The following is a 24700-nucleotide window of genomic DNA, read 5'->3' as shown; positions in this document are numbered from 1 at the left end:
CGCACCTCCACCGCACCACCAACCGAACGGAGCACCATGTCCCTCCGCCTCGGCGCCGCTCCGGCGCCTCGTCGACGCCGAACGCTCGCGCTCGTCGTCACCGCTGCCGCAGCTGCGGCAGCCCTCGTCGCCGGTGTCACCGGCCCCGCTCCCGCCCAGGCGGTCACGACCGGCAACGGAGCCCTCGTGTACTCGCCCGCCGCGGGCACCGCCTTCAACCCCGAGGGCGGCCGTGCTGCCGGCACCACCTACGCCAAGAACATCGTCCTGAAGAACAGCGGGTCGGCGAACGGCCAGCAGTTCGTCACCTTCGACCAGCTCGTGCTCGAGAACGGCGTGCAGGTCTACCCGATCTACCGCAGCACCGACAACGGCACCTCGTGGAGCCGTGTCGCCACCGTGAAGCCGAGCGCGCAGTTCCCGACGCTCACCCGCACCGCCCAGCCCTCGCTGTACGAGACCCCGATCCAGCTCGGCACCATGCCCGCCGGCACCCTGCTGCTGAGCGGCATGATCATGCCGACCGACCGGTCGAGCAGCCGCCTGGTCATGTACAAGAGCCTCGACCACGGGCTGACCTGGTCGTTCGTCAGCACCGTCGACACCGGCGGGCCCGCCACCTACGACCCGAGCCCGACCTCGACCACCTCGACCGTGTGGGAGCCGTCCGTGGCGGTCGACGCCAACGGCGGCCTCGTGACGTACTTCTCCGACGAGCGGCAGAAGGCGAAGGGCGTCCTGCAGGCCGTCAGCTACCGACGGTCGACGGACGGCGGCCTCACCTGGGGCGGCCTGGTGAACGTCTCGGCGCCGACCAACAAGAGTGACCGGCCCGGCATGATCACGGTCACCCGGATCCCGAACGGCAACTACGTCGCCACCTTCGAGGTCGTCAACCGGCCGAGCCAGACGAACAACACCGCTCCCGTCTACTTCAAGACCTCGCCCGACGGCCTGACCTGGAGCCCCGAGACGAGCATCGGCACGAAGATCGCGCTGCCGGACGGCCGCGGTGTCGGTTCCTCGCCCGAAGTCCGCTGGGTCCCGACGACGGGCAACGCGAACGGCATGATCGTGGTGTCGTCGAAGTGGTCGCTCGACAGCGCCGGGAACATCGACGGCGGGCAGAACTTCGTCGTCAACCGCAACCAGGGCTCCGGCTCGTGGGAGCAGCTGCCCTACGCCGTGACCTACGACGCCCGTGACGCCGAGGGTGGCACGTTCAGCGGGTTCGCCCAGGGCTTCGACTCGAGCGCCGACGGCAAGACGCTCTACCAGGCGACGAACGTCGAGAACCTGACGACCACCTACAACGACGTGCGGGTCGGTTCCATCCCGATCAACGCGCAGCGGTACGAGGCCGAGTCGGCGGTGCGGAACGACACGAGCACCGTCACCCAGGCCGATGCCGTCGGCGGGGCGAAGGTCGGCAACATCAACAACGCCACCAGCTCCGTGCAGTTCACGGTGCAGGCGGCGACCGCGGGGACGTACACGGTCAACGTCCGCTACGACAACGGCACGGGGGCGACGAGCTCGCACGCGATCGCCGTCAACGGAACGTCGGCCGGAACGGTCAGCTACGCGCCGACGGTCAACTGGGGGCGCTTCGGGTGGGCGCAGAAGACCGTCACCCTGCAGGCGGGCGCGAACACGCTCACCTTCACGAAGGGGACGGGGTTCGCGGAGCTGGACCAGATCCAGGTGTTCCAGCCCTGACGCCGCAGCCGCCGCTCTAATCGTGACCGGGTGGCGGACGGGCGGACCCGCCACGGGCCTCCCGTCCGACCCCCCACCACGTCTCAGGCCGCGACCGCTCCGTCTGCCGGCTCGCGCAGCGCCGGGCAGTGCTCGGCAGTCGGGTGCTCGCTGATGGCGATGACCTCGTCGAGCCGGCCACGGGCGGCCTCGAGCTCCGCCATCTGCGCCGTGATCCGGTCGCGCTCGGCGACGAGCAGCGCGAACGACTCCGGTGTCGCGTGCCCGCTGTCCACGCACGGCAGCAGCTGCACGATGGTGCGGCTCGGCAGACCGGCGGCGAACAGCTGCTGCACGAGCTGGACGCGCTCGACCGCCGGGGCGTCGTAGACGCGCTGCCCGCTGGTGGTCCGCGACGCCGTGAGCAGCCCCTGCTCTTCGTAGTACCGCAGCGAGCGCACGCTGGCGCCCGTCTCTGCGGCGAGGTCGCCGATCCGCATGCGGTCTCCGATCCGGGGCTTGCCCCTGACATGGATGTGAGGTCTTAGCGTAACCGAGCCGCTGCGGGAGACACCCGCGCGGCAGGAGGAGACGTCATGGACATCGCTGGATCGGTCGCACTCGTCACGGGCTCGAACCGGGGCATCGGACGCCGCTTCGCCCAGCAGCTGCTGGAGCGCGGCGCCACCAAGGTCTACGCGACCGCACGCCGACCGGAACTCGTGGATATCGAGGGCGTGGTGCCGCTGCCGCTCGACATCACCGACCAGGCATCGGTCGAGGCGGCGACCGCAGCCGCGGGCGACGTCACCCTGCTCGTGAACAACGCCGGCATCTCGACGACGGGCTCGCTGCTCACCGACGACCTCACCGATGCGCGCCGCGAGATGGACACGCACTACTGGGGGAACCTCGCGATGATCCGGGCGTTCGCGCCGGTGATCGAGCGGAACGGTGGCGGCGGCATCGTGAACGTCCTGTCCGCGCTGTCCTGGTTCGTCTACCCGGGATCCGGCGCGTACGCGGCGGCGAAGGCCGCCGAGTGGAACCTGACGAACGCGGTGCGGTTGGAGCTCGCGGGCAAGGGCATCAGCGTGCAGGGGCTGCACCTCGGTGCGGCGGACACGGACATGATGGCCGGCTACGAGGGGCCGAAGGTCGACCCGGCCGACGTGGTGCGGGCAGCGTTGGACGGCGTCGAGCGTGACGCGGCCGAGGTCGTCGTCGACGAGTGGAGCCGCGGGGTGAAGGCGTCGCTGTCGCAGGACCCGTCGGGGTTCTACGCGCAGTTCGCCTGAGGGTGGTGGCGCCGGGGCGTGGTGGCGCCCCGGCGCTGCGCTGCGGCAGCGCGGCGGTCTCGGCGCTGCAGGCGGTCGGCTGGGAGGCCTCACATCCGCGGGTCCCACACTGGCGAAACGGTGTCGTCGCGCCGAGCCCGAGGCCTTCTCGAGCTCCCACGGGGAGCCGCCCAGGGAGTCATCATGACGAACCAGTCCGAGGCGGCCTCGATGCCGCTCGCGCTCACGAGTGTGGTGGCCTCCGGCCTGCCCACCGAGCTCGGCAAGCCCACGGCGGCGAAGTACTACGACGTCCCCGCGGTCTTCAACCGGCGGCCCGACGCCGCTGAGATGGCAGGTCTCCGCGGCGCCGACGGGCACGCGCAGCTCGTCACCGCCGGTTACCCGGACGTGACGCTCGACGTGCAGGACCGACGCCTCGTCATCGGCAACACGAACCTCGGGCAGCTCGAGCGCGGGCTCGCGACCGTGGTGGCGACGATCGTCGACGTCGTGAGCCGCGCGTCGTTGTTCGACAAGGAGCAGGTCCGGGACGCCGCCCGCATCGAGTTCGACGACCGCGCCGCACGGGCCCGCGAGGTCACGCGCGCCGCGGAGCGGATCCACTTCGTGCCGGAAGCCTCGCGCGTCAGCGCGGGCTGACGGTGTCCGCGCGGGTCGACGGACCTGGTAGGCGACGGCAACCGAGCACTGCGCTAGCGTTGCAGCACGCGGGGACCGGATCAGCCCCGCGCACCCGGATCTGGACGGTTTCCTCGCGATGAACGACTTCACGATGGCGGTCTCCGCACTGCAGGCCGCACCCGACGGCACAGACATGTGCCCGCCCTTCCTCACGACGCTGCCCGTGACCGGGGTCGGCATCTCCACGCTGGGCAACCCACTCGGCTCGGCGACCGTGTGCGCGAGCGACGAGCGCGCCGAACGGATCGACGAGATCCAGTTCGACCTCGGCGAGGGACCCTGCTGGGAGGCCCTCACCAACCAGCGGCCGGTGCTCGAGCCGGACCTGTCCCGCACCCGCAACCCGGCGTGGCCCGTCGCGCTCGAGGAACTCCTGCGGGCCGGGGTCGGCGCCGTCTTCTCGTTCCCGATGCGCATCGGGACGATCCCGGTCGGGGCGGTCGATCTGTCCGTCGACCGCGAACGCGTCTTGACCGTGGGGCAGATCCGCGGCGCCGTGGAGCTCACCGAGGTCGCGGCCCGTCGGGTGCTCCGTGGTGCGTTGCTCGCCGCGGCCGCCGACGGCCGCGCCGACATGGACACCAGCCGCTACTCCCGACGAGAGGTGCACCAGGCGACCGGCATGGTCGCGGCGCAGCTCGGGGTGGACGTCACCGACGCCCTCCTCGTGCTGCAGGCGCACGCCTTCGCCACCGAACGCACCGTCCGCGACGTCTCCAACGACGTCATCGCTCGCCGCATCGACCTCGCCAGGCCGTACGGTTCCGAGAACTGAGGAGCACGCACCATGGCACCGACCCGCGAGCACCGGCTCATCGACACCTTCGTCAGATTGACCGACACCCTCGTCGACGAGTACGACGTCGTCGACCTGTTGCAGAACCTGGTCGACAGCGTCGTCGACATCTTCGACGCGTCGGCGGCCGGCATCCTGCTGGCGAACCCGCACCAGGAGCTCGAGGTGGTGGCGTCGACCAGCGAGCGATCGAGCTTCGTCGGGCTCCTGCAGCTCGACGCCGGCGAGGGCCCGTGCGTGGAGTGCTTCGCCACCGGACGACCGGTGTCGGTCAGCGACCAGGCGGAGATGCAGCGCCGGTGGCCCACGTTCGCAGCGGCCTCGGTCGAGTCGGGGTACGCGTCCGTGCACGCGATCCCGATGCGGCTGCGCGACACGACGCTCGGGTCGCTGAACCTGTTCCGCGAGACCGAGGGCGAGTTGAACCGCGACGACGCGCTGGCCGCGCAGGCGCTGACCGACGTCGCGACCATCAGCATCCTGCAGCAGCGGACCCTGGAACACGCGGCCCTGACGCAGGCGCAGTTGCAGCGAGCCCTCGACAGCCGTGTCGTGATCGAGCAGGCCAAGGGCTTCGTGGCGTTCACGCACGCCGTCGACACCGAGACGGCGTTCACGCTGCTCCGGCAGTACGCCAGGGCCCACCAGGAGCGGCTGGCCGACGTCGCCCGCGCGGTCGTGGAACGCCGACTGGTCCTGCCAGCCTGACCCCGAGAGTCCCCGGTCCGGGCCGGCGTACGCTCGACGACGACTCGTAACCCCGGTCCCCGGTTGCAGGCGCAGCACTGGATCCAGGAGGACCCCATGGGCGACGAACTGCTCGCACCGACCGGCTACCGCAAGACCGAACGACGGTCGCCGCGGACCGACACCACCTCGACGTACACCGCACTGCTCGCGCAGGTCCGCTCCGCCGGGCTGCTCGGTCGCCGCACGGGCTGGTACTGGGGGCTCATCGCCGTGCTCGCCGGGCTGCTCGTGCTCACCGGTGGGGCGTTCGCCGTGCTCGGCGGCTCCTGGTACCAGCTGATCGTCGCCGGGGTGCTGGGCGCACTCTTCACGCAGTTCGCGTTCCTGTCACACGAGGCCGCCCACCGGCAGGTGTTCGCGTCGCACCACTGGAACGACCGGGCTGCGCGCTACGCCGGCACGTTCCTGACCGGGATCAGCTACGCGTGGTGGATGAACAAGCACACCCGGCACCACGCCAACCCGAACACGGTCGGCAAGGACCCCGACATCTCCTTCGACGCGATCTCGTTCCGGCCCGAGGACGCTGCCAGCCGGACCGGGTTCCTGCGGGTGCTCGTCCGGGTGCAGGGCTGGGCGTTCTTCCCGATGCTCCTGGTCGAGGGGGTCAACCTGCACTGGCAGTCGATCCGGACCTACACCAGCCGTGGCCCGGTCAAGCGGCGGTGGGCTGAGGGCTCCGTCTTCGTCGGGCGCTTCGTGCTCTACCTCGGGGTCGTGTTCTGGTTCCTGCCGGTCGGCATCGCCTTCGCGTTCCTCGGGGTGCAGCTCGCCGTGTTCGGCTTCCTGATGGGGATCGCGTTCGCGCCGAACCACAAGGGCATGCCCGTCATCGAGCCCGGCCGACGCGTGGACTTCTTCTCGCGTCAGGTCCTGACCTCGCGCGACATCGGTGGCGGCGCGTGGGTGGAGTACTTCATGGGCGGGCTCAACCACCAGGTCGAGCACCACCTGTTCCCGAGCATGGCCCGGCCGAACCTGCGCGCGGCACGCGACATGGTCCGCCGGTACTGCGCGGACCAGGGTGTGCCGTACACCGAGACGACGCTGGTGCACTCGTACGTCATCGTGGTCCGGTACCTCAACGAGGTCGGTCTGGCGGCGCGCGATCCGTTCGCGTGTCCGATGGTCGAGCGGTTGCGCTGACCGTCGCAGGACACGGGCCCGGCGTGTCCTGTTGGCGCATCCCTGGACCTGGCGGGGGCTGATCGGCGAGCATGGACCCGATCAGGGACGGCGGCCGCAGGGGCCCGCCGCGGGAAGGGCAACCATGCGTCCGCTCAGGAACACGCTCACCACCGGAGCGGTCATCGCGCTCGTGGTCGGCCTCACCGCCACAGCGGCACCCGCGCAAGCAGCGATGCCGGCAGCTGCGGCGCCGTCGGCCGGTGCGCGCTGCGCCGCGGGGACGCTCTCGGTGCAGACGCTCCGGACGGGGTGCACCGTCTCCTCCGGCACGGTCGCACTGCCGGACGGCCGCACGTTCGCCGTGCCGGCGCCGGGTGAGAGCGTGATGGCGAGCAGCTCGGCGGTACCGGGCGCGGCCGAACTGGCGGAGGTCGTCATCGCGAACACCGGCGGCGGGGGTGTCGCGGTCCGGATCGACGAGTCCTGGAGTGGTTCGGCGCCCGCAGTGCGCCAGGAGCAGGCGCGGAGCGCTGCGGCCAGCGCGGCAGCCGCCGCTCCGACCGCCGCCGCCGCCAGCACGAAGTGCACGAGCACCGCCTACGAGCTGAACCCCTACCGCTGGTCGAGCACCGTGCAGTGGTACTACAACCAGTCCGGCCAGAAGTCGACCTACGCCAAGGACGCCCTCCGCAAGGCGGCGAACGCGTGGACGGGCACGATCTCGTCGTGCGACCGCACCGTGAACTCGACGGCGCGGAACGCCTACGTCCGCCTCGCGACCCAGGCCCCGGGACTCACCGACAAGGGCGGGTGCGCGAAGAGCAACGGGTACAGCGTCGTCGGGTGGGGCAAACTGCCCTCCGGCACCCTCGGTGTGACGTGCGTCTGGTACGACAGCAACGGCATCGCGAAGGAGTCCGACCAGCGGTACGCCACGAGCTACAAGTGGAGCTCCACCGACACCTGCTCCGGTGCGCGGTACGACACCCAGGCGGTCGCCACCCACGAGTGGGGGCACCTGTACGGGCTCGGCCATGTGAAGACCGGTACCGGCCAGGTCATGGAACCGTCGGGCGGGACCTGCGACACCGGGTCGCGGACGCTCGGGCTCGGTGACCTGACCGGCATCGGGAAGATCTACTGACGCGCGGCTCCGGGCCGCGCCCGGTCGTCAGACCGCGTCGGCGCGAAGGAAGTCCGCGATCGGGGTCGATCCCGCGTTGAACCGGATGGTGTTGCCGGCCGTGCCCGGGTTCTCGAGCACGTCGGCGATCACGTGCGCGACGTCGCCGCGCGGCACGTCGCTCGACGACCCCGCCCAGTCGACCGAACCCGTCGCCTCGTCGTCGGTCAGGGTGCTCGGCGCGACGATCGTCCACTGCAGACCGGAGTCGCGCACCACGGCGTCGGCGACCGCCTTCGACTGCGCGTAGGCGAAGAAGTCGTTGTCCTGCGGCACCCCGTGGTCGAGCTGCGAGCCGGACCACGACACCATGACGTAGCGCTCGACACCGGCCTGCTTCGCACCCTGCACCGACAGGATCGCGGCGTCGCGGTCGATCGCCCACGTGCGGTCGACGGACCCGCCGCCGGCACCGGCCGACCACACGACGGCGTCGTGCCCGTGGATCAGCTCGGCGAAGTCGGTCAGGGACTGCTGCTGGATGTCCGCCACGAACGGTTCGCCGCCGTGGGCGCGGATCTCGTCGGACTGGTCCGCGTTCCGGATGACCGAGGTGACCGTGTGGCCGCGCTCGCTGAGGATGCGGGTGGTGAGGAGTGCGACCTTGCCGTGGCCGCCGAAGACGATGACGTTGCTCATGCGGCGGACGCTACTCGGGGCGGCTCGGTGTCCACGGTCCGTGCGGACCCTCGGACCACTCGCGGCCCGCGTGCGTACGGTCGGACGTGATCACGTCTGGAGACACGATGAGCAAGCAGCACGAGCAGCACACCCTGGTCCGCACCCTGGTGCTCGGCATCCTGAGCGGTGGCCGGAGCGCCACCCCGCTCGCGGTGCTGGCGCTGAACCACGACCGGTCCTCGCTGAAGGGATCGTGGCAGGACTGGAAGGTCTTCAGCACACCGCTCGGCCGCGGACTGCTCGTCGCGTCGGCCGTCGGCGAGCTCATCGGCGACAAGCTGCCGAAGACCCCGAACCGCATCTCCCCCACCGGCCTGATCGGCCGCATCGGCTCCGGCGCACTCGTCGGCGCAGCACTCGGCACGACCGGCCGGCGCGACCTGCGCATCGAGGGCGCGATCCTCGGTGGCATCGGTGCAGTCGTCGGCTCGTTCGTCGGCTGGGGACTCCGCAAGGCGGTCGGCGCGGCCACCGGTCTGCCCGACCCCGTCGTGGCGCTCGCCGAGGACGCGGCCACCATCGCCGGCTCCGTCAAGGTCATCACCGCCGACTGATGCGCATCGTCGTCATCGGAGCCACCGGGCACATCGGCACGTTCCTCGTGCCCCGCCTCGTCCGCGCCGGCCACCAGGTGGTCGCGCTCAGTCGTGGCACCAGCACCCCGTACGCCGACTCCCCCGAGTGGCAGCAGGTCGAGCGGGTCGCCGCCGACCGCGAGCAGGAGGACCGCGACGGCACGTTCGGCGCGCGGATCGCCGCGCTCGCCGCTGACGCCGTCGTCGACCTCGTGTGCTTCACCGAGTCGTCCTCCGCCGCACTCGTCGATGCGCTCCGCGGCACGAGCACACACCTGGTGCACTGCGGTTCGATCTGGCGTGCCGGAGCATCCAGCGTCCTGCCGATCACCGAAGACGACTTCACGCCGCCGTTCGGCGACTACGGCGTGCAGAAGGACGCGATCGCCCGGACGCTCAAGGAAGAAACCGTGTCAGGGGGTTTGGCGACGACCACGGTGCACCCCGGACACATCAGCGGTCCGGGCTGGATGCCGATCGGTCCGCTCGGCAACCTGGACCCTTCGGTGCTGACGCGGCTGTCCGCCGGCGAGGCGATCGAGGTCCCCGGGCTCGGCGCCGAGACCATGGCCCACGTGCACGCCGACGACGTCGCGCAGGCGTTCCAGCTCGCCGTCGAACACCGCGAGGCGGCGACGGGCGAGGACTTCTTCATCACGGCTCCGACGGCGCTCACCGCGCGCGGGTACGCCCATCTGGCAGCGTCGTGGTTCGGCCAGGAGGCCCGGCTCGACTCCGTCAGCTGGGACCGGTTCCGTGAGACCACGGCTCCAGAGCACGCTGGCGCCAGCTGGGAGCACCTGTCACGCAGCCAGGTCTTCAGCGTCGAGAAGGCCCGTCGTCTGCTCGGTTACGCGCCCGGGTTCACCGCGGAGCAGACGGTGCTCGACGCGGTCCGCTGGCTCGTCGACCACGATCAGCTCGAGGTCGCCGGTCCCCTCGTCGTCTGACGGGGCGCACTCCCGCCAGTCGTTGCCCTTGCGCTCGATATTAGTTGCGGCTAATATCAGTCGCAGGTAATTTCGCCGCATGCAGATCGACTGGTCGCGAGAGTTCAACGACCAGCTCGATCGTCTTGAGACCGACACGACCGAGCGTGGGCGAAGACGTCTGCAGCTGCTGACGTTCATGCTCAAGCGTGTCCGGCAGTCCAAGCAGCATCCGGTCTGGCGGGTGTCACACCCGTACGTCACAGGGGTGGCGCTCCGCCTGATCTGTTGTTCCCACCCGACGAGGACCGCGACCGATGGCGGAACGAGACCGAGGAAGCACGATGAGCAAGGAAGACTTCGTACGGGGCAACGACCGCCTCGATCAGATGTTGCAGCAGCCGGGCGTCGCGGACGCCGTGGCCGCGCTTGAAGTGGAAGCGGATGAGCTCGACCGCATCCACGCCATGAGCCTCGCGATGGTCCGCGAAGCCGGCAAGCGCACCCAAGCCGAGATCGCGCACGAGCTCGGCATCAGTCAGGGCGCGGTGTCCCAGATGGAGCGGCGAGAAGACATGTTGCTCTCCACGCTCCGCAGCTACATCACCGCGACCGGTGCCGAGAACCCTCGCATCATCGTGACCGTCAACGGTCACGACGTCGAGCTCGCGATCTGAGCGTCAAGCGGCGGGTGCACCCTGGTCCACCGCGGCGAGACCGTTCAGCGTCCGTGGGTAGCCGATCACGGGCACCAGGACGGTGAGCACGTCGAGCAGCTGCTGCCGGGTGTTCCCGACGTGCAGGTTGCCCGCGACGTGTCCCGTGACCTGCGCGTCCGCACCGCCGAGCGCGACGAGGACCGCGAACGTCAGCAGCGCACGCGTCGGCAGGTCGAGGCCGTCCCGACCGACCGTGTCGCCGAAGCAGTTGCCGGACAGGAACCGCTGGAAGTGCATGGTGTCCTCGGCCGCGTGCTCGTACATGGCGTCGACCCGCTCCGTCCCGACCACGGCGCTCTGGACTGCACGGCCCCCTTCGAGCCGGTCCGACGGCGTGGTCGTGGACTGGCCGGGCAGCGGTAGCTCGACGCCCCGCCCGACCAGCACCTCGTTCGTGATGGTCAGGAAGTCGGCAGCTCGCGCGGATCCGACGTAGGCGACGGCCTGGTAGCCGATCTCCTTCACCTCGACCGGGGTCAGTGAGCCGTCGAGCGCGGTGCCGAGCAGCTGCCGGAAGGCGGCCTGTGCGCCGCCGGCGATCATCGCGCCGAGCTGCACGACCGCGCGGTCGTGGCTGCTGAGTGACGCGTGCTGCAGCGTCTCGTCCACGAAGTCGGCGTGGTACCGGGCGAACTCGGGGTCGGTCTCGGCGAACGTCATGGCTCGACGCTACGACCGCCCCGCCGACCGAGGGAGGTACGGTCCTCCCCCCTTTCGTCGTGGGCCACCGGCCTAGCGTGGCCACCGTGCCCGGCGAGACCCGCGGGCACGGAGAGGAAACCATGGAGTACCGCCAGCTCGGACGCACCGGCGTCGAGGTGAGCCCGCTCGCACTGGGCACCATGATGTTCGGTCCGTGGGCCAACGCCGACGTCGACGACTCGATCCGGATCATCCACCGTGCCCTCGACGCGGGCATCAACTTCGTCGACACCGCCGACGCCTACTCGGACGGCGTCTCGGAGGAGATCGTCGGCAAGGCGATCAAGGACCGCCGTGACGACGTCGTGCTCGCCACCAAGTTCTTCATGCCGATGGGTGAGGGCCCGAACCGCTCCGGTGGTTCGCGCCGCTGGATCATGCAGGAGGTCGAGAACTCCCTACGCCGTCTCGGCACCGACCACATCGACCTGTACCAGGTGCACCGTCCGTCGCCCACGATGGACGTCGAGGAGACCCTGAGCGCCCTGACCGACCTGGTGCGCCAGGGCAAGGTCCGGAACATCGGCTCGTCGTCGTACTCCGGCGCCGAGATCGTCGAGGCGCAGTGGACCTCGGAGCGCCGTGGCCTGGAGCGCTTCCGCACCGAGCAGCCCCCGTACTCGATCCTGGTGCGCGGCATCGAGGAGGACGTCCTGCCGACCACGCAGCGCTACGGCATGGGCACCCTCGTCTACAGCCCGCTCGCCGGCGGCTGGCTCAGTGGCCGCTGGCGCAAGGATGCTCCCGGTACCCCGACGGCGAAGCACCGTCCCGCGGCCCGGTTCGACATGTCGACGCTCGCGAACCAGCGGAAGCTCGACGTCGTCGAGGAACTCGCGCTGCTGGCCGAGTCGCAGGACATGTCCCTCATCGAGATGTCGCTCGCGTGGGTGATCCGGCACCCCGGCGTCACGAGCGCGATCATCGGCCCGCGCACCATGGAGCAGCTCGAGTCGCAGCTCCCCGCCGCCGACCGTGTGCTCAGCGACGAGGTCCTGGACCGCATCGACGAGCTCGTCGCCCCCGGCGTCACGATCAACCCCGACGACAACAGCTACGGGCAGCACACCCTGGTGCCCGCCGCACGTCGCCGGTGAACGCGACCGACTGACGGACGGGAGGCCCGTGGCGGCATCGCACCGGGCCTCCCGTCCGCCATCTGGGCACGCGCACAACGCAAGTCACCCCGAACCAGGCGATCACGTGGTTCGGGGTGATTTTGGTTGTGCGGCGCGGGTCGCGTCAGCGGCGTCGGAACAGCTCGCCGAGGTGCCACGGGCCGGGCGCGAGCCGCACGGCGGCCTCGGCGCGCACGCGCTCCTCGAGCGCGCGGTCGCGGGTCAGGTCGTGGATCTCCTGCTCAGCGCGCCACCGGAACCGCAGGCGGCCCAGGAATCCGAGGGGTGCAGCAGGTGCGGTGGTCGGGACGGACTCGGTGTCGTTCATGCGTCTTCCGACTCCGGGACGGCCTCGGCCGTCGTGGCGACGAGGTTCGCGAGCAACTGCAGACGCTCTTCGGACGGGGAGCCCGGCTCCGTGCCGTACGCGATGAGCGTCAGCCCGGTGTCGGTCGCGAGCTCCATGGTCTCGTAGGTCAGGTCGAGGTCGCCGACCTCGGGGTGGTGCACCCGCTTCGAACCGTTCAGGTGCCGCATGACCCCGTGTGCGGCCCAGCGCTGCCGGAACTCCTCGCTGCGGGTCGAGAGTTCGCCGATCAGGTCGGTCAGCCCCTTGTCGTACGGCGACCGGGCGGCCTCGGCACGGAGCACGGCGACCATGTCGCTCGCGACGACGTCCCAGTCGCGCCAGAACTCCTGACCGCGCGGGTCGAGGAACGCGAAGCGGGCGGTGTTCGGGGTGCCGGCGGGGTCGAGGAACAGCGGCGAGTACAGCGCACGCGCCAGGGCGTTGCCGGCCAGGAAGTCCGAGCGGCCGTTCCGCACCCACGCGGGCATGGTCATGCCGTCGAGCATCCGCTGCACGTTCGGTCGGACCTTCGACGTCGGCGGCTTCCGCCGCGTGGTCGCCGAGGCGTTCTGCACGCGGGCCAGGTCGAACAGGTGCGCGTGCTCGGCGTCGTCGAGGCGCAGCGCGCGCGACAGGGACTCGAGCACGCTCTCCGAGACGCCGGTGAGGTTCCCGCGCTCGAGGCGGATGTAGTAGTCGACGCTCATGCCGGCGATGAGCGCGAGCTCCTCACGGCGGAGCCCCTTGACCCGTCGGGCGCCACCGAAGTCGGGCAACCCGACCTGCTGCGGCGTGACGCGCTCGCGGCGGGTGCGGAGGAAGTCGCGCACTTCGCTTCTGGTGTCCATGCGTCCACGGTAGGACGGTGCCGGGTGGGGAAGAAGGGGTTGCTGGTACCCGTCAGGCGGATGCGCGAGCGCGTTCCGCGATCTGCTCCGTCGCCGCCCACGAGGCGAGCAGGCGGAGCGCGTCGGCGGTCGGGCTGCCCGGGGTCGCCGGGTAGATCGTGAGCGCGAGCCCGGGGTCCTCGGCGAGTTCGAGCGTCTGGAAGTGCAGTTCGAGCGGCCCGACGACGGCGTGCCGGAAGGACTTCACACCGGAGTAGTGGCGTCGGACGTCGTGCGCTGCCCAGAGCGCGCGGAAGTCATCGCTCCGCATCGACAGCTCGCCGATGAGCGCCGCGAGGTCACGGTCGTTCGGTGTCCGACCAGCCTCGCGTCGCAGGATCGCGACGTTCGTGTGCGCCGCCCGCTGCCAGTCCTGGTAGAAGTTCCGCGCCTTCGGGTCGAGGAAGATGAAGCGCGAGAAGTTCATCGGCCGGGCCGGAGCCGCCACCAGGTCCGAGTGCATCGCGAAGCCGAGCGCGTTGGCCGCGACGATGTCCTGCCGGTTGTTGATGATCATCGCCGGGGCGTCGGTGATGACGTCGAGCAGGTACTGCAACTCCGGGCGGACGGCCGCCACCGGCACGACCTTCCCCGCTCGCCGCGGGGTCGCGTTCTGGTGCCGGGAGAGGTCGCGCAGGTGCTCGAGCTCGGCGGGGTCGAGCTGCAGTGCGCCGGCGACGGCCTCGAGCACGCTGTCCGAGACACCCTGCAGGTTCCCCCGCTCGAGCCGCGTGTAGTAGTCGATGCTCACGCCGGCCAGCCGGGCGATCTCTTCGCGTCGGAGCCCCGTCACACGGCGGCGGGTGCCGAACGTCTCGACCCCGGCCTGCTCGGGGGTGATGCGGGCGCGACGGCTGGACAGGAAGTCGCGGGCTTCGTCGCGGTAGTTCATGCCGTCACGGTAACCGGCTGGACTGCGTGCGAGCGAGGGGCTGCCGGAACCCCTGTGGGGCGAGGCCGCTGGCTCAGCCCGCCGCCCCTGTGAGCGGGACCGAGACGATGCGATCGTCCCCCGCTGCGGGGTCACCACGGCCGTCGGTGTTGTTCGTGACGAACCAGAGCGTGTCCGACGGCCCCTCGAGCACCGTCCGGATCCGGCCGAAGTCCCCTGGGAAGTACTCGGTCGAGGTACTCGGGTCGTCCGCCGGGATCGCCCGGAGCACCTCGCCGCGCAGGTTGGCGACGAACACCGTGTCGTCGACGACCGTCAGGCCGCTCGGGGACGCATCGTCGGTGGACCACTGCTGCACCGGGTCGACGAAGCCCTGGTCCTCGCCGCCCTCGCCCTCGACCTCTGGCCAGCCGTAGTTCTCGCCCGCCTCGATCACGTTCAGCTCGTCGAGGGTGTTCTCGCCGAACTCCGACGCGAACATCGTGCCGTCGGACGACCACCCCAGGCCCTGCACGTTGCGGTGCCCGAGGCTCCACACGGGTGACCCGTCGAACGGGTTGTCGTCCGGCACGTCGCCGTCCGGGGTGAGCCGCAGGATCTTGCCCGCGAGCGAGTCCTCGTCCTGCGCGTCACTGCTCGTGCCGGCGTCCCCGACACTGGCGTAGAGCATGTCGTCGGGGCCGAACACGATGCGGCCGCCGTCGTGGAACGTGTTCGACGGCAGCCCGTCGATGATCGTCGTCGCATCGCCGAGCGCCCACGACCCGGCGCTGCCCGTCAGCTCGAACCGCTGGATCCGGTTGCCGTCGTCGGCCGTCGAGTACACGAACAGGTCGCCGTCGTGCAGGGCCAGCCCGAGGAGCCCGCCCTCGCCGCCGTGGCTGATGCCGTCGACGGTGCCGACCTCGCGCGTCGTGCCGTCGTCCTGCAGCTCGAGGACCTTCGCCGAGTCGCGTTCGCTGACCAGGGCGTCGCCGTCGTCGCCCGTCCGGACGACCGACCACGGCGCCTCGAGCCCGGTGACCACGTCGCTGGTGTCGCCGTCGAGCGCGACCTGCCCGGTGGGCAGGTCGGCTGGGGCGGTGGCGCGGGCGCTCGTCGACGTGCCGCCGTCGTCGTCGGGTGCGGCATCGGCGCAGCCGCTCAGGGCGAGGGCGGCCACCGCGGCGATGCCCGCTGCCGACCAGGCGCGTCGGGCTCGGGTGGGGCTCGGGTGCGGGTTCGGGGTCGGGTGTTCGCTGCTGTGCACGGTGGTCCTCCCGGATCGTGCTTCGATCACACACGTCGTGTTCGGGAAACGGCTGAGGGGTACGACCGGCACCTCCCTCCGGTGCGCACATCGGCCTACCGTCGGGGCCATGGAGATCCAACCGAAGCAGCCGACCGTCAAGAACCCGGCCGCGCAGTTCACCGGTGACGTGTACCTCGACGCCATCGCCAGCCCGACGGAAGCCGGCCAGACGATGACCGTCGCGAAGGTCCGGTTCCTGCCCGGGGCCCGCACCGCGTGGCACGCGCACGCCAAGGGCCAGACCCTGCACGTCACCGAGGGCGTCGCGCTGATGGGCACCCGTGACGGCGGCGTGGTCGAGGTCCAGCCCGGCCAGACCGTCTACACGCCGGCGGGTGAGGAGCACTGGCACGGTGCGACCCCGACCGATTACATGGAGCACCTCGCGATGCTCGACCTCGCCGACGACCCGGCGACCACCACCACCTGGCTCGAGCACGTCACCGACGAGGAGTACTCCGCATGACCACCATCGCCATCATCGGGGCCGGCAAGGGCCTCGGTCTCGCCGTCGCCGAACGCTTCGGCCGCGAGGGTTTCTCGATCGCCCTCGTCTCCCGCAACCAGGACCGCCTGGACGGCCTCGCCGCGTCGCTGCGCGAGCAGGGCATCACGGCCGCTGGGTTCGCCGCGAACGTCCGTGACGGCGATTCGCTCCGCACCGCCCTCGAGCGCGCGACCGAGCAGCTCGGCCCCATCGAGGTGCTGCAGTACAGCCCGCTCCCCGCCAAGGAGTACATGCGCCCGGTGCTCGAGACCACCGCGGACGACCTGGTCGGCCCGATCGAGTTCTCGGTCTACGGCTCGGTCAACGCGGTCCGCCAGGTGCTGCCCGGCATGCGTGCGATCGGCCACGGCACGATCCTGTTCGTGAACGGCGGCAGTGCGGTGCGTCCCGGCGCCCGGGTCACCGGCACCTCGGTCGCCTTCGCGGCGGAGAGCGCCTACGCCCAGCTCCTGCACGACGCCGTGCGCGACGAGCAGGTCCACGTCGGCCAGCTCATCATCCCGTTCGGCATCGACGACGGGCAGCCGGAGCACTCCGGTGCGTCCATCGCGGATCGCCTGTGGGCGATCCACGCGGAGCGCGGCGAGTTCCGCACCTACGCAGAGGCGCTGCCCGACCCCGCTTGAGCGCGGTTCGCGCCGCATCGAGTGAGCAGAAGGCGACGGGTCCGAGCGCGTGACCCGTCGCCTTCTGCGCACTCCGTGACGGACGGGAGGCCCGTGGCGGCGCCGCCACGGGCCTCCCGTCCGCCCTGGGGTCAGGTCGAGAGCACCGCGACGGCACGCGCGGCGCGTGCGGCGACCTCGGCCGCCGTCGGGGCCGGGGCCAGGCCGAGCAGGCGCTCGCGGTGGAGCTCCCCCAGCAGCAGGGTGAAGAGCTCGCCAGCGGTCTCCGGAGTCGCGCCGGCACGGACCAGGGCCTGCTGGGCGGCGAGCGGGCCGGCCTCGTGGAACTCGCGGGCGAGCTCGGGTGACCGGGGCGACTCCGCGATGACGAGCCGGTGCAGGGCGACGGCACGGTCCGACAGCAGCGCGGCGCCGATCGCCGTGGCCGTGGACACGAGGTCCCCGGTGGGCTGGTCGGCGTAGGGGTGTTGCCGGCGGACGACCGCCCGGAGGATCGCCGGCTTGTCGCCGAACGCCGTGTAGAGCGTGCGCTTGGTGACCCCGGACTCGGCGGCGATGCGGTCGAGCGCGACCCCCGCGAACCCGTGCTCCAGGAACAGCGCGGTCGCGACGTCGAGGATCCGCTCGTCACGGGCGGCCCGCTCGTCGGCGGTCGGACGTCCACGCTTGTTCACGGACCCATCCTAGCCAGAATGATACGCTCCCGTTTCATTGACGAGGAGGGTCCATGACCGATGTGGTCTGTCACGTGGCGATCGCCGACGACTGGGAGATGAGCCGCGGGTTCGGCGAGTACGAGGTGTCCACCCGCGGGGTGCCGCTCGAGCCCGGCGGGTACGTCCGTGCCACGACTCCGGACCGGGTGGCCGAGGTCGTCGCCGAGCGGTACGGCGACCTCGCGCTGCCGTTGCTCCGGATCGAGCTGAGCGTCGAGGGGCTCGCGGCTGCGGGGGTGCCGGTCGAGTGGGTCGACGGGGTCCCGCGGGTGCGGGGTCCGATCCCGATGGACGACGAGGTCGTGCTGGCCGAGGTGTCGATCCCGATGGGTCGTCGGACGTAGTCGCGCGCCGGGAGTCCGGCGACGGCACGGGGTGCTCGTAGCGTCGCCAGGGTGGAACCGAACGCGTTCGACGGCGTGGCGGGCGTCGCGCTGCTGCTGCTCATGCCGACGTCGGTGGTGTTCGTCGCCGCCGCGCTCCGACGACTCGCGGTGCCGCGGTGGTCCTGGGCGCTGTACCTGCTCGGGGTGGCCGGCGTGCTCGTCCTGCTCCACTTCGCCGGGCACACCCGGTACGAGGTGGACGACGACACGCAGGTCTGGTGGGACTTCGGCCAGTTCGTAGGGCTCGGTCTCGGACGCATCGGGGTCGGCGTCAACGCGGTCGTGGCGACGGCGTGGATACTGTCCCGCCCACGCCGCGCCGACGAGGTCCTGCCGCGACGCGAGACCCGGTTGGTCGCCGCGTCGTACCTGACCACCGCGATCGCAGCCGCACTGCCGGCGACGTGGTGGGCTGCCGGGCTCGGGATCGTGCCGCTCCCCATCGAGCTGGCGGTCGTCACGGTCGGGGTGGGGTTCTTGACCGTCGCGTTGTGGCTGCGCCGGACACGGGTCACGAGGGCTGACCAGGCCGTCCAGGTGCCCGAGTTCCTGTGGCCACTGGACGCGGGCATCGCGATCGCGTTGGTCGGGTTGCTCGCCGTCGGTCCGCTGATCACGGGGAGCGGGTTGCCGGACGGCTCCCTCGGACGTGCTCCGGAGGCCGCGACGACGACCGAGCCGTCGGTGACGCCGGACCCCGACTGGCCGGGGCCGGTGCCGACCACGACGACGACGCTCGGCGGCGACGCGATCGAGGCGGGGACCCGCTCGTTGCTCGAGGACACCATCCGCTGGGCGGGTCCCCTCGACGACCTGTCGTCACCGACACCCGCCGCCGCAGCGCCTCCGCAGGTCGAACTCGTCGCGGAGCGGTGCGACGGTGGCGGCCGGCGGTGGACCGGGTCGCTCGTGCTGCCCACCGTGCGGCCGCAGGACCTGGCTCCGCGGGTGCAGCGGGGGTGGGACGCAGCCGGTTACGCGGCGGTGGACCGGGCGATGGGCACCGACCTCGTCATGCCGCTCCGCGAGGACGCGGCGGTCGAACGGATGCGGCTCGGCGGTGGCCTCGACGGTGTCCACGTCGACGTCGAGTCGTTCTGCGCGGACACGTGAGCACGGCGGCCGCGCCCTAGGCTGGAAGGGATGTCCAGCGTCCTCCTCACCGTGCACGTCGTGGCGGCGCTGCTCACCCTCGGGCCCGTCGCGGTCGCCGGGAGCATGTTCCCGAAGCCGGCCCACGCGCTCGTCGCCGACCCGCACGACCAGGGGGCCCGCGCGGTCGCCACGGTCCTGCACCGGATCTGCCACGTGTACTCGATCATCTCGCTCGCCGTCCCGACGTTCGGCACGGCCCTGGCGTTCGAGGTCGGGGCGCTCGACGAGGCCTGGCTGCTCGTGTCGATCGGCCTGACCGCGGTGGCTGCGGCCGTCCTCGCGCTCGGGGTCCTGCCGGAGCAGCGCGAGGTCCTGCGTGGCAACGGGACCGAGCGCTCGCCGCGGAAGCTCGCGGCCCTGGTCGGCCTGTTCAACCTGGTGTGGGTCGTCGTCGCCGTGCTCATGGTGGTGCAGCCCGGCACCTGACCGGGCTGCACCGGGACGGCGCCCCGTGCCGCGCCACCCCCCCGCCTCAGTGCGCCCGCCGCACCGCCACCCGTCGTCGGCCGTGCGCGGTGAGCCACGCCCCTGCGGTCACCAGGAGCGGCAACCCGATCCCGAGCAGCGCCAGCATCGACCAGTCCGGCACGAACGGCAGGTGGCTCGACCCGGCCGCGGGCGCCGAGAACCGCAGGGTGAGGGCTCGGATCGGCAGCAGCCCCAGCAGGGTGCCGATCACCGCGCCGACCGAGGCCAGGATCGCCGCCTGCCAGGTCGACACCCGCCGGCGCAGTCGCGGTGCGGCGCCGATCGCGTCGAGTACCTCGTCGTCTCGGCGCCCGTCGGACCGTGCGAGCCCGATGGCCACCGCTGTCGCGCCGATCGTCACCGCCGCGGCCAGTGCGAGCACGATCGCGCGGATGAGTGCCCCGTTGTCGACCGGTCCGGCCTCGTAGGCGAACTGCGGGCCGTCCCACCGGGCTCGGTCCGCGCCGCCGAAGCTCTGCCACGCCGAGCTCAGCTCGTCCCACTGCTCGGGAGCGATGTCGCCGGGCAGTGTCGTGACGAGCATGCCGTCGACGGCGGGGACGCCGTAGTGCGCCGCGGTGGCCTTCGTCATGAAGACGCCGACCTGGATCCGCGGTGACTGCACGTCGAGCACCGCCGGGATCGACACACTGGCGTCGGGCTTCGTCCTCGTCGTGATCGTCGGGCTCTCCCACGTGCGGTCGTGGAACGTGTCGATGCGGACCGCGCCGTCGCGGGCGTACTCCGGCCAGAGCGACACGGCCTTGCCGCCCTCGAGCGCATCTCGCACGGCGGTGGACGGGCGGTGCCCGGTCAGCACGGCGTAGTCATCGACGGTGCCGGTCCAGATGTGCGGGCCCATCGAGTCGCCGCTCTCGAGGTAGACCGAGCAGCCCGTGGTGTCGAGCGCCGGGCAGTCGTGGTTCCCCCAGCGGTGCGGCTCCGTGATGGTCGACGGGGTGTCACCAGCGCTGGCGTCGACGACCCCGAGCACCCGGATCCGGTCGTGGTCGAGCACCCGCGCCACGACCTTCGCCGCGTGCGCGGTCAACGCGGCGTCGTGGCCCTGGGGCATGCCCTCCGCGCCGGTCAGCTGCACCTCGGTCGTCGCCACCCCGACGGCGGTGCGGTACTCGTAGTCGCGGACGTACTGCGCGTGGCTCGATGCGCTCCACGTGATCACGACCGACGCGACGAACACGACGCTCATCACGCTGGCGAGCACGGGCACCGTCCGGACCGGGTTGCGCCGGGCATCGCGAGCGGCGAGTCGGGCCGACAGCCCCAGGCGCGATGACAGCCGGGACACCAGGGCGAGGAGCCAGGGTGAGCAGATCGCGATGCCGAGCTGCATCAGGCACGGCCCGATCGCGACCCCGGCACCGACCACCCAGGCCCAGTGGTCGTCCTGTACCGGGCGGTCGTTGAGCATGAGGACCCCGACGCCGCAGGCCAGCGTCATCACGGTGCCGGCGACGATGAGCCCCGGGCCCCACAGGCGTCGGCGACGACGGGCCGGTCGGTCGACGGGTGCCGGACGGAGCGAACCCCGCAGTGCCGCGAGCACGTTGATGCGGGTGGCGGCCCGCGCAGCGACGAGTGCGGACACCAGCCCGGCCAGGACTCCGGCGGCCGCGACCACGAGCAGCAGGAGCGGCGGCACGTGCAGCCCGGGGAACGACACCACGTCGCCGTTGTCGACGAGCCGGAACACCAGGACGCCGATGCCCGTGCCGACGGCGACGCCGAGCACCGCGCCGATCGACCCGAGCACCAGGCCGGAACCGGCGACGATCGTCCGGACGAACCGCTTGTCCCCGCCGACGCTCGTCACGATCGCGTACGAACGGGTGTCCGCCCGGGTGCCGACCAGGAACGCGGCACCGGCGAGCAGCGCGACCTCGAACATCGCGAAGACGCCGAGCAGCGCCATGGCGCCGAGGTACCAGCCGATCGAGGAGCTCATCCCGCCGCCGGGCAGGCGGGCATCCGGCGGGTCCAGCACGACGGGCCGGGACTGCACGACGATGCCGTGCGCGTTGAGCTGCTGGATCTCCGACCACGTGGGGGCGTCGGTCGGCAGGTAGACCGTGACGTCGGACAGCCCGGTGGCGTCCGTGGTGTCGGTCGTCGACAGGGTGGTCCCCCACGGCAGGAACACGCCCTGCTCACCGGGCGCCGAGCCGAGGTCGCGCATCGTCCCGGTGATCGTGAAGCGCTTGGTGACGGGGTCGGTCAGGTCGACGGTGTCGCCGATCGATGCCCCGAGTCGGTCGAGGGTCGCGGGCGTGACCATGAGCTGGTTGCGCGCGGTCGGTGCGGTGCCGTCGAGGACTCGCCAGTGCCCGTCGAGTGCGGGGTCCCAGACGCTGCCCTCGACGGCGGCGAGCCCGACCGGTCCCTTGGGGCCTTGCACCACGACTGGCGTGTTGCCGACCGGGATCGACAGGGCGCCGTCGGGCACGTGGGCGAGGACGTTGGCGAACGGCGAGTCCTCGTCGGCCTTCGTGACGGGGCTGTTCCGCTTCGAGTCGGTGAACTGCCACTGCACCGGGTCCTGCCGCATGCCGGGCAGGTCCGGGCCGGAGACCCGCATCTGCGCCGCAGCGTTGCCGAGGTCGTGGTCCAGGGCTTCGGTGGTCGTGGCCTGCGTGGACTGCACGAGGATCGCGACGGCGGCGAACCCGGCCGTGGGGATGCCGATGAGGGCGATGATCAGCGCCGCCCGGCCGGCCTTCGCGAACGCCAGCCGCCGCCCCAGTCGGAGCGCCGGTCGGAGGGCGAACGGCGTCCGGCCGGCACCGGGACGCCGACGCCGGCTCACGAGGCGGTCCGGTCCGCCAGCGCGAGCTCGACGCCCGAGTAGACGGTCTCGTCGACCACGCGGCCGTCGCGCAGGAAGACGATCCGGTCCGCCCAGGCGGCGTGCCGGGCGTCGTGGGTGACGAGCAGCGCTCCGGCCCCGGCGTCGACGTGTCGTCGGAGCATGCGGAGTACGACCTCGCCGGTCTGCGAGTCGAGGGCACCGGTCGGTTCGTCGGCGAGCACGAGCCGGCGCTCGCCGACCACGCCCCGGGCGATCGCGACGCGCTGCTGCTGGCCACCGGACAGGTCGTCCGGGTAGGCGTCGGCGCGGTGGGCGAGTTCGACGTTGTCGAGAGCCAGTTCCGCGGCGCGGCGGGCCTGCGAGGCCTTCCAGCCGTCGAGCTCGAGCGGCAGTGCCACGTTCTCGACCGCGGTGAGCGAGGGGATCAGGTTGAAGTCCTGGAACACGAACCCGATGAGCCGTCGGCGCAGAGCCGCGAGCTCCTTGGCCGGCCGGTCGGACACGAACTCGCCGTCGATCAGGACCTCGCCGCTCGTCGGCGGCAGCAGGGTGCCGGCGCAGGCGAGCAGCGTCGACTTGCCGGAACCCGAGGTCCCCATCACGGCGACCATCTCGCCACGCTGGATGGCCAGGTCGATGCCGGCCAGCGCCGTGACGGCCTTCGCGCCGGAGCCGTAGTGCACGCTGACGGCGTCGAGCCGCAGGAGCGGTGCGGCGGTCACCGTGCACTCCGCGCGGTGTCGGCGGCGGTCGGTGACGAGGAGCCAGCGGGAGCCGCCGGGTGCTCGTCCGGCCGGTACCGCGCCACGGTCGACTCGACGTGGTCGAGCCACCGCACCTCGGCCTCGGCCTGGAACACCATCGACTCGAGCACGAGCGACCACGCCAGGTCCGTCGCGGGGTCGGACGTGCGCTTGAGCCGGGTCAGGTCCTGCAGGTTCCGGATCGCGGCGCCACGCTGCACCTGCACCAGGCGCGCGACGTCGACGCCGGGCACCGTCACGGCGAGCGCGAACTTGATCGCGAGTTCGTCGCGACCGCGCTTCGCCGGTACCGGTTCGCTGAACCAGCGCGCCACTTCCCCGCGACCCGCGTCGGTCACCGTGTAGACGACGTGGCCGTCGTCGTCGGTGTCGCCGCGGGCCACGAGGCCGTCGCGTTCCAGGCGGTCGAGCGTCGTGTAGACCTGGCCGATGTTGAGCGGCCAGCTCCCGCCGGTGCGGTGCTCGAACTCCCCCCTGAGCTGGTACCCGTACCCGGGTCCCCCCACCAGCAGCGCGAGTACGCCCATCCGTACGCTCATGACACTTCCCCCGTCTCTCGTCCACCGTGGACATACCGAGTATGCCCATACTGCGTATGCATCCGCAACCAGCAGACGGACTGGAGGCCCGTGGCGGTGTCGCCACGGGCCTCCAGTCCGCCGTCCGGTCGCGTCCGCGACCCCGGGTCAGGAACCCAGCTTCGACAGCTCCTCGAACTCGTCGTCGGTCAGCTCGATGGTCGCGCCCTGCAGGTTGTCCTCCAGGTGCGCGACGCTCGAGGTGCCCGGGATCGGCAGCACGACGGGCGAGCGCTTGAGCAGCCACGCGAGTGCGAGCTGCGCCGGCGTCGCACCCTTCCGCTCCGCGATCTCGGTGAGCGGCGAGTCCTCGCCGGTCAGCCCGCCGGTCGCCAGCGGGAACCACGGGATGAACGCGATGCCCTGCTCGGTCGACCAGTCGAGGAGCTCCTCGGCGTCGCGCTTCTGCAGGTTGTACAGGTTCTGCACCGACACGATCGTCGCGATCTCCTGCGCGGCCTTGACGTCGTCGACGGACACCTCGGACAGGCCGATGTGCCGGATCTTGCCCTCGTCCTGCAGCTTCTTGAGCTCGCCGACCTGGTCCTCGAGCGGGACCTTCGGGTCGATGCGGTGCAGCTGGAACAGGTCGATGCGTTCGAGGCCCAGACGGCGGAGGCTCATCTCCGCCTCTTGCCGCAGGTACTCCGGGCGGCCGACGGGCGGCCAGACGTTCGGGCCGGTGCGGGTCAGGCCGGCCTTCGTCGCGATGACGACGTCGTCGCCGTAGGGGTGGAGCGCTTCGTGCAGGAGCTCCTCGGCGACGTAGGGGCCGTACGAGTCGGCGGTGTCGAAGAAGTCCACGCCCAGCTCGACGGCACGCTTGAGGACGCGGACGGCCTCGTCGTGGTCCTTCGGTGGTCCCCAGACGCCGGGGCCGGTGAGCTGCATGGTGCCGTAGCCGAGGCGGTGGACCTCGAGGTCGCCCCCGATGCGGAAGGTGCCGGAAGCGGCGGCCGGACGGTTCGTGGTGTCGGTACCAGTGGTCATGC

General features: G+C 71.5%; 28 protein-coding genes. 16 read left to right on the top strand and 12 right to left on the bottom strand.

Annotated elements, in window-relative coordinates; all coding sequences use genetic code 11:
- The first annotated feature begins 36 nt into the window (after positions 1-36).
- On the top strand, positions 37-1719 hold the full coding sequence (locus ITJ59_RS11680) for a CBM35 domain-containing protein (RefSeq protein ID WP_194651248.1): 1683 nt from the start codon (positions 37-39) through the stop codon (positions 1717-1719).
- A gap of 83 nt (positions 1720-1802) precedes the next feature.
- On the opposite strand, the gene ITJ59_RS11675 is transcribed toward ITJ59_RS11680, so the two are convergent.
- Positions 1803-2198 (bottom strand): MerR family transcriptional regulator, encoded by a 396-nt coding sequence (locus ITJ59_RS11675; protein ID WP_123311419.1) that lies wholly within the window; start codon positions 2196-2198, stop codon positions 1803-1805.
- Between the two features lie 96 nt (positions 2199-2294).
- Between ITJ59_RS11675 and ITJ59_RS11670 the strand changes: the two genes are divergently transcribed.
- The 6 genes from ITJ59_RS11670 (at position 2295) to ITJ59_RS11645 (ending at position 7498) form a co-directional block, all read left to right on the top strand.
- A complete protein-coding gene (locus ITJ59_RS11670) occupies positions 2295-2996 on the top strand; it encodes an SDR family oxidoreductase (RefSeq protein WP_194651247.1) in 702 nt (233 codons plus the stop codon).
- Positions 2997-3179: 183 nt separating this feature from the next.
- A complete protein-coding gene (locus ITJ59_RS11665) occupies positions 3180-3638 on the top strand; it encodes a hypothetical protein (RefSeq protein ID WP_194651246.1) in 459 nt (152 codons plus the stop codon).
- A gap of 118 nt (positions 3639-3756) precedes the next feature.
- On the top strand, positions 3757-4455 hold the full coding sequence (locus ITJ59_RS11660) for a GAF and ANTAR domain-containing protein (RefSeq protein ID WP_194651245.1): 699 nt from the start codon (positions 3757-3759) through the stop codon (positions 4453-4455).
- A gap of 12 nt (positions 4456-4467) precedes the next feature.
- On the top strand, positions 4468-5184 hold the full coding sequence (locus ITJ59_RS11655; protein ID WP_194651244.1) for an ANTAR domain-containing protein: 717 nt from the start codon (positions 4468-4470) through the stop codon (positions 5182-5184).
- A 96-nt stretch (positions 5185-5280) separates the two neighbouring features.
- Positions 5281-6372, top strand: coding sequence for a fatty acid desaturase family protein (locus ITJ59_RS11650; protein WP_194651243.1), 1092 nt, complete (start codon positions 5281-5283; stop codon positions 6370-6372).
- 124 nt (positions 6373-6496) lie between these two features.
- Positions 6497-7498, top strand: a complete 1002-nt coding sequence (locus ITJ59_RS11645; protein ID WP_194651242.1) for a matrixin family metalloprotease — start codon at positions 6497-6499, stop codon at positions 7496-7498.
- A 27-nt stretch (positions 7499-7525) separates the two neighbouring features.
- Here ITJ59_RS11645 and ITJ59_RS11640 read toward each other — a convergent pair whose 3' ends face one another.
- Complete coding sequence (locus tag ITJ59_RS11640; protein WP_194651241.1) at positions 7526-8176, bottom strand: SDR family oxidoreductase; 651 nt, start codon at positions 8174-8176, stop codon at positions 7526-7528.
- A gap of 107 nt (positions 8177-8283) precedes the next feature.
- Between ITJ59_RS11640 and ITJ59_RS11635 the strand changes: the two genes are divergently transcribed.
- The 3 genes from ITJ59_RS11635 to ITJ59_RS11625 all read left to right on the top strand — a co-directional run bounded on the left by ITJ59_RS11635 (position 8284) and on the right by ITJ59_RS11625 (position 10399).
- The gene (locus tag ITJ59_RS11635) at positions 8284-8772 is read left to right on the top strand and encodes a DUF4126 family protein (RefSeq protein ID WP_194651240.1); all 489 of its coding nucleotides are present in this window, start codon (positions 8284-8286) and stop codon (positions 8770-8772) included.
- The gene (locus ITJ59_RS11630) at positions 8772-9743 is read left to right on the top strand and encodes an NAD-dependent epimerase/dehydratase family protein (RefSeq protein ID WP_194651239.1); all 972 of its coding nucleotides are present in this window, start codon (positions 8772-8774) and stop codon (positions 9741-9743) included. Before ITJ59_RS11635 ends, ITJ59_RS11630 begins: the two co-directional genes overlap by 1 nt.
- Positions 9744-10066: 323 nt before the next feature.
- Positions 10067-10399, top strand: a complete 333-nt coding sequence (locus tag ITJ59_RS11625; protein WP_228511377.1) for a sigma factor-like helix-turn-helix DNA-binding protein — start codon at positions 10067-10069, stop codon at positions 10397-10399.
- A 3-nt stretch (positions 10400-10402) separates the two neighbouring features.
- Here ITJ59_RS11625 and ITJ59_RS11620 read toward each other — a convergent pair whose 3' ends face one another.
- Positions 10403-11101 carry a carboxymuconolactone decarboxylase family protein gene (locus ITJ59_RS11620; RefSeq protein WP_194651238.1) on the bottom strand — a complete coding sequence of 233 codons (699 nt, stop codon included), beginning with the start codon at positions 11099-11101 and terminating at the stop codon, positions 10403-10405.
- A gap of 122 nt (positions 11102-11223) precedes the next feature.
- On the opposite strand from ITJ59_RS11620, the gene ITJ59_RS11615 reads away from it, so the two are divergent.
- Positions 11224-12240, top strand: a complete 1017-nt coding sequence (locus ITJ59_RS11615; RefSeq protein WP_194651307.1) for an aldo/keto reductase — start codon at positions 11224-11226, stop codon at positions 12238-12240.
- Between the two features lie 145 nt (positions 12241-12385).
- Here the strand turns inward: ITJ59_RS11615 and ITJ59_RS11610 are convergent, their stop codons facing one another.
- From ITJ59_RS11610 to ITJ59_RS11595, 4 genes are all read right to left on the bottom strand, one after another.
- The gene (locus tag ITJ59_RS11610) at positions 12386-12589 is read right to left on the bottom strand and encodes a hypothetical protein (RefSeq protein WP_194651237.1); all 204 of its coding nucleotides are present in this window, start codon (positions 12587-12589) and stop codon (positions 12386-12388) included.
- The gene (locus tag ITJ59_RS11605) at positions 12586-13458 is read right to left on the bottom strand and encodes a helix-turn-helix domain-containing protein (protein WP_194651236.1); all 873 of its coding nucleotides are present in this window, start codon (positions 13456-13458) and stop codon (positions 12586-12588) included. The genes ITJ59_RS11610 and ITJ59_RS11605 overlap by 4 nt, the downstream gene beginning before the upstream one ends.
- Before the next feature lie 52 nt (positions 13459-13510).
- Positions 13511-14389 carry a helix-turn-helix transcriptional regulator gene (locus ITJ59_RS11600; RefSeq protein ID WP_194651235.1) on the bottom strand — a complete coding sequence of 293 codons (879 nt, stop codon included), beginning with the start codon at positions 14387-14389 and terminating at the stop codon, positions 13511-13513.
- A gap of 73 nt (positions 14390-14462) precedes the next feature.
- Positions 14463-15638 carry a PQQ-dependent sugar dehydrogenase gene (locus tag ITJ59_RS11595; RefSeq protein WP_323749482.1) on the bottom strand — a complete coding sequence of 392 codons (1176 nt, stop codon included), beginning with the start codon at positions 15636-15638 and terminating at the stop codon, positions 14463-14465.
- Positions 15639-15747: 109 nt separating this feature from the next.
- Between ITJ59_RS11595 and ITJ59_RS11590 the strand changes: the two genes are divergently transcribed.
- Complete coding sequence (locus tag ITJ59_RS11590) at positions 15748-16146, top strand: cupin domain-containing protein (RefSeq protein WP_194651233.1); 399 nt, start codon at positions 15748-15750, stop codon at positions 16144-16146.
- A complete protein-coding gene (locus ITJ59_RS11585; RefSeq protein WP_194651232.1) occupies positions 16143-16814 on the top strand; it encodes an SDR family NAD(P)-dependent oxidoreductase in 672 nt (223 codons plus the stop codon). Before ITJ59_RS11590 ends, ITJ59_RS11585 begins: the two co-directional genes overlap by 4 nt.
- Positions 16815-16945: 131 nt before the next feature.
- Here ITJ59_RS11585 and ITJ59_RS11580 read toward each other — a convergent pair whose 3' ends face one another.
- Positions 16946-17488 carry a TetR/AcrR family transcriptional regulator gene (locus ITJ59_RS11580; protein ID WP_194651231.1) on the bottom strand — a complete coding sequence of 181 codons (543 nt, stop codon included), beginning with the start codon at positions 17486-17488 and terminating at the stop codon, positions 16946-16948.
- Between the two features lie 53 nt (positions 17489-17541).
- Between ITJ59_RS11580 and ITJ59_RS11575 the strand changes: the two genes are divergently transcribed.
- From ITJ59_RS11575 to ITJ59_RS11565, 3 genes are read left to right on the top strand one after another with little or no spacing between them, the layout of a single operon-like run.
- Positions 17542-17874 carry a DUF952 domain-containing protein gene (locus ITJ59_RS11575; RefSeq protein WP_194651230.1) on the top strand — a complete coding sequence of 111 codons (333 nt, stop codon included), beginning with the start codon at positions 17542-17544 and terminating at the stop codon, positions 17872-17874.
- 51 nt (positions 17875-17925) lie between these two features.
- Positions 17926-19029, top strand: coding sequence for a hypothetical protein (locus ITJ59_RS11570; RefSeq protein WP_194651229.1), 1104 nt, complete (start codon positions 17926-17928; stop codon positions 19027-19029).
- Between the two features lie 30 nt (positions 19030-19059).
- Positions 19060-19497: a hypothetical protein gene (locus ITJ59_RS11565; protein WP_194651228.1), complete on the top strand. Its 438-nt coding sequence runs from the start codon at positions 19060-19062 to the stop codon at positions 19495-19497.
- Between the two features lie 46 nt (positions 19498-19543).
- On the opposite strand, the gene ITJ59_RS11560 is transcribed toward ITJ59_RS11565, so the two are convergent.
- The 4 genes from ITJ59_RS11560 to ITJ59_RS11545 form a co-directional block, all read right to left on the bottom strand.
- The gene (locus ITJ59_RS11560) at positions 19544-22363 is read right to left on the bottom strand and encodes an ABC transporter permease (protein ID WP_194651227.1); all 2820 of its coding nucleotides are present in this window, start codon (positions 22361-22363) and stop codon (positions 19544-19546) included.
- A complete protein-coding gene (locus ITJ59_RS11555) occupies positions 22360-23088 on the bottom strand; it encodes an ABC transporter ATP-binding protein (protein WP_194651226.1) in 729 nt (242 codons plus the stop codon). Before ITJ59_RS11555 ends, ITJ59_RS11560 begins: the two co-directional genes overlap by 4 nt.
- Positions 23085-23669, bottom strand: coding sequence for a PadR family transcriptional regulator (locus ITJ59_RS11550; RefSeq protein ID WP_228511376.1), 585 nt, complete (start codon positions 23667-23669; stop codon positions 23085-23087). The genes ITJ59_RS11555 and ITJ59_RS11550 overlap by 4 nt, the downstream gene beginning before the upstream one ends.
- A gap of 147 nt (positions 23670-23816) precedes the next feature.
- Positions 23817-24698: an aldo/keto reductase gene (locus tag ITJ59_RS11545; protein ID WP_194651225.1), complete on the bottom strand. Its 882-nt coding sequence runs from the start codon at positions 24696-24698 to the stop codon at positions 23817-23819.
- Positions 24699-24700: the final 2 nt, after the last annotated feature.

Source organism: Curtobacterium sp. VKM Ac-1393 (assembly GCF_015350995.1).
Classification (GTDB): domain Bacteria; phylum Actinomycetota; class Actinomycetes; order Actinomycetales; family Microbacteriaceae; genus Curtobacterium.
Note: the sequence above shows the minus strand (reverse complement) of the source record. Positions and strands in the feature narration are given on the sequence as shown.